The 3493-nt window shown below is 44.5% G+C and carries 6 protein-coding genes; 5 read left to right on the top strand and 1 reads right to left on the bottom strand.

Going from position 1 to position 3493, the window contains the following annotated elements; translation table 11 throughout:
- The 5 genes from Q0389_RS12925 to Q0389_RS12905 form a co-directional block, all read left to right on the top strand.
- The coding region (locus Q0389_RS12925) for an amino acid--tRNA ligase-related protein (RefSeq protein ID WP_298694819.1) at positions 1 to 853 on the top strand (853 nt) is incomplete at its 5' end.
- A 3-nt stretch (positions 854 to 856) separates the two neighbouring features.
- Positions 857 to 1429 (top strand): adenylate kinase, encoded by a 573-nt coding sequence (locus Q0389_RS12920; RefSeq protein WP_298694815.1) that lies wholly within the window; start codon positions 857 to 859, stop codon positions 1427 to 1429.
- A gap of 15 nt (positions 1430 to 1444) precedes the next feature.
- Positions 1445 to 2092: an adenylate kinase gene (gene adk / locus Q0389_RS12915; protein WP_298694813.1), complete on the top strand. Its 648-nt coding sequence runs from the start codon at positions 1445 to 1447 to the stop codon at positions 2090 to 2092.
- Between the two features lie 63 nt (positions 2093 to 2155).
- Positions 2156 to 2905, top strand: coding sequence for a molybdopterin-binding protein (locus tag Q0389_RS12910; RefSeq protein WP_298694811.1), 750 nt, complete (start codon positions 2156 to 2158; stop codon positions 2903 to 2905).
- Between the two features lie 48 nt (positions 2906 to 2953).
- Complete coding sequence (locus tag Q0389_RS12905; protein WP_298694809.1) at positions 2954 to 3094, top strand: hypothetical protein; 141 nt, start codon at positions 2954 to 2956, stop codon at positions 3092 to 3094.
- Between the two features lie 6 nt (positions 3095 to 3100).
- Here Q0389_RS12905 and Q0389_RS12900 read toward each other — a convergent pair.
- A partial coding sequence (locus Q0389_RS12900; RefSeq protein ID WP_298694806.1) for a M48 family metalloprotease occupies positions 3101 to 3493 on the bottom strand: 393 nt, incomplete at its 5' end.

Genomic DNA, 3493 nt, shown 5'->3' with positions numbered 1-3493 from the left:
TGCACGTTGCGACAATGAAATCTTCACAAGCATCGCTTCAAATCCGAAAATGAACCGGATCAAAGCGCTTCGCGTTCCTGGTGCCGATTTGGTATTCTCCAAACGCGAAATGAAAAGCTTCGAAGATTACGTCCGTAAATTCGGCGCAAAAGGGCTTGGATATTTCCAAATGAAAGAAGACGGTCTCAAAGGACCTCTTGAAAAATTCTTCACACCTGAAGATTTGCAGCTACTCGTAGATCGAACCGGAATGGAAGTGGGCGACGTCGTCTTCTTCGGTGCGGGCGATAAGAAAACGGTATGGGATTATATGGGACGTTTCCGTATCTTCATCGCTGAACACGAAAAAATGAACCTGATCGATAAAGAGTGCTTCGAATTTGTATGGGTCGTCGATTTCCCGATGTTCGAAATCGAAGAAGGACGTGTCAAAGCGCTCCACCATCCGTTTACCATGCCGCGCGATCTTAATCATGAGCATATCGAAGATATCGAATCAATTGCGTATGATATCGTCCTCAACGGCGTAGAACTCGGAGGCGGATCGATCCGTATCCACAAACAGGCATTGCAAGAAGAGATTTTCAAACTTTTAGGTATTGCGGAAGAAGAGGCCCAAGAAAAATTCGGCTTCCTTCTCGACGCACTCAAATTCGGTGCGCCGCCGCACGGCGGATTCGCTATCGGATTCGATCGATTCATGATGCTTTTATCGAAAAAAGAGTCTATTCGTGACGTTATCGCTTTCCCTAAAACCCAAAAAGCTTCGTGTATTATGACCCAGGCGCCAAGTCCGGTAGAGTTGAATCAGCTGCGCGATCTTCACATCCGATTGCGCGAAAGTGCCAAATAATCGATGAAGAAACTATTTTTGATCATCGGGGCACCGGGATCGGGAAAAACGACCGATGCGGAGATGATTGCGGCACGCAACAGTGAACTGATCGCCCATTATTCAACCGGAGACCTCCTTCGTGCCGAAGTGGCAAGCGGGAGCGAACGGGGAAAAATCATCGACAGCTTTATTAGCAAAGGACTTATCGTTCCGATCGAAATTGCCGTCGATACGATCACCAGTGCGATCAAAGCTTCCAGTGCTGATATTATCCTCTTCGACGGATATCCCCGTTCGTTCGAACAAATGAACGAACTGGATCTTTTTCTCCAAAAAGACACTTCGATTTCTCTGATCAGTATTATAGAAGTTGTCGTAAGCGAAAAAGTTGCGAGAGAACGGGTACTCGGACGTGCGCGCGGTGCGGATGACGATGAAAAAGTTTTCAATAACCGAATGAAAGTCTATACCGATCCTCTCGAAGTGATCCAAAACTTTTACGAGGCTAAAGGGCTTCTTCACAAAATCAACGGGGAACGAACCATAGATGCTATCGTCGATGAGATGGAAACATACATCAAAACCAAAATCTAATTAATAGGAAGTAATATGAAAATCATTCTTTTAGGTGCTCCGGGTGCAGGAAAAGGGACTCAGGCACAATTCTTGACAAAAGCGTTCGACATTCCGCAAATCTCGACCGGAGATATGCTACGCGCCGCGATCAAAGCCGGAACCGACCTCGGTAAACTGGCAAAATCATTTATGGATTCAGGGAAACTGGTAACCGATGAGATCATTATCGGTCTGGTAAAAGAGCGTATCACCCAAGACGATTGCAAAAACGGTTTTCTTCTCGACGGTTTCCCGCGTACCGTTCCGCAAGCGGATGCTCTAAAAGAAGCCGGTGTCGCTATCGATGCCGTCATTGAAATCGACGTACCGGACAGTGTTATTGTCGAGCGTATGTCAGGGCGCCGTGCCCACCTTGCATCAGGACGTACCTACCATATCGTATACAATCCTCCGAAAGTGGAAGGCAAAGACGATGAGACCGGAGAAGATCTCGTACAACGTGATGATGACAAAGCAGAAGTCGTTTTAGACCGTTTACGCGTCTATCATGAACAAACCGCTCCGTTGGTTGACTATTACAAAGGTGTCTCAGCCAATGATTCTTCGGTAAAATATATCACTATCAACGGTACTCAGCCGATTGATACGGTAGAAAAAGAGATTCTTTCCCAACTCAAATAATCTGCTCATTCGCATTCATGCCGATCGGCATGAATCCATCGCATCTCATGCTATAATCTTTTTATGAAAAATCCCCATTTTTATGCCGTTATCATCGGTTCTGAAATTCTTAATGCCCGTCGTGATGACAAACATTTTCTTTTTGTTCGCGATGCGTTAATGCGACGCGGTCACACTCTCTTTGCTTCTTTCATCATCAAAGACGATTCATCGCTTATCCGAACGACCTTTGAAATGATCAAAAACGATCCTCAGAGCGTCATGTTCAGTTTTGGAGGAATCGGTTCGACTCCCGATGATTTGACCCGCCAAATCGCTTCCGATGTCTTTAGCGACGGTGTATTGGTTCCACATAAAGAGTTTAGCGATCATATTATCGAACGCTTCGGTGATACCGCTTTCCCGCACCGAATTCATATGGCATATTTGCCGAAACATGCCGGTCTGCTTCATAATGTCATCAACAACATGTCCGGTTTTTATCTCGAAGAGCGCTACTTTTTCATGCCGGGATTTCCGGAAATGTCCCATCCTATGGTGGAAGAAGCACTGAAGCGTTTTCATCCCGAATCGATTCCGTCATTCCGTATGACTCTTATCGCACAGACCAGTGAAAATACTCTCATTGACGTCATGCATCAGATGGACAGCCGAGTCGATTTTTCTTCGCTTCCCATGATGAACAACGGTTCTCCGATCGTCGAGATTTCAGTGGCTTCCCACGATGAAATGCTCTGTCATTGCAATTTCAATTTGTTTATTAGCGCGCTAAAAATGCAAAACATCCCTTTTGAGATTAAAAATAATAAATAAATATTATAAAATGTCGATTTATGCTTAATGATTATAGAAGGAGTATAGATGGATATGACAAGTTATTTGCTGGCTGTTCTCGGACTATCTATGGGCATCTATCTTTTTTACCGTCTTGTATTTTTAAAAAATCCGAAACAAAAGCATAAAACAAAACCTCATTTTACATTTAAAATTGAGACAGAATAATCGCTATTAAACATAGTGTCTGTCATAAAGCTTATGCTTCTCTTCGTATGTCCCTAGTTCTTTTTTTAACATTTCCAAGCGTTCAATTCTTTGCTCGGTTGTCGGATGGGTACGGAATAGATTAGCAAAAGAGAGATTTTTGCCGTCAAACGGGCTGACAATAAACATATGGGCATTTTCAGGAGTAGCCCCCTGTACCTCTCCACGGCTGTTATAGTTAGAGAGTTTCAACAGCGCACTTTGCAACCATTCCGGATGTCCGCTGAGTCTCGCCGCACCTTCATCTGCCATAAACTCCCTCGAACGGCTGATACTCATTTGGATAACCGCTGCCGCAATAGGGAGTAAAATTGCCATTGCCAACATTAGAAGAGGATTGCCGTTTCGATTATTACGCCC

Source organism: uncultured Sulfuricurvum sp., from assembly GCF_937936435.1.
In the GTDB taxonomy this organism is placed as follows: Bacteria; Campylobacterota; Campylobacteria; order Campylobacterales; family Sulfurimonadaceae; genus Sulfuricurvum.
The sequence above is the reverse complement of the archived record's forward strand: the minus strand, read 5'-3'. Positions and strand labels throughout refer to the sequence as shown.

Coding starts and splice junctions, on each gene's coding strand:
- Q0389_RS12905 (WP_298694809.1), top strand. CDS start 2,954: ATGGATATGACAAGTTATTTGCTGGCTGTTCTCGGACTATCTATGGGC.
- Q0389_RS12920 (WP_298694815.1), top strand. CDS start 857: ATGAAGAAACTATTTTTGATCATCGGGGCACCGGGATCGGGAAAAACG.
- adk (WP_298694813.1), top strand. CDS start 1,445: ATGAAAATCATTCTTTTAGGTGCTCCGGGTGCAGGAAAAGGGACTCAG.
- Q0389_RS12910 (WP_298694811.1), top strand. CDS start 2,156: ATGAAAAATCCCCATTTTTATGCCGTTATCATCGGTTCTGAAATTCTT.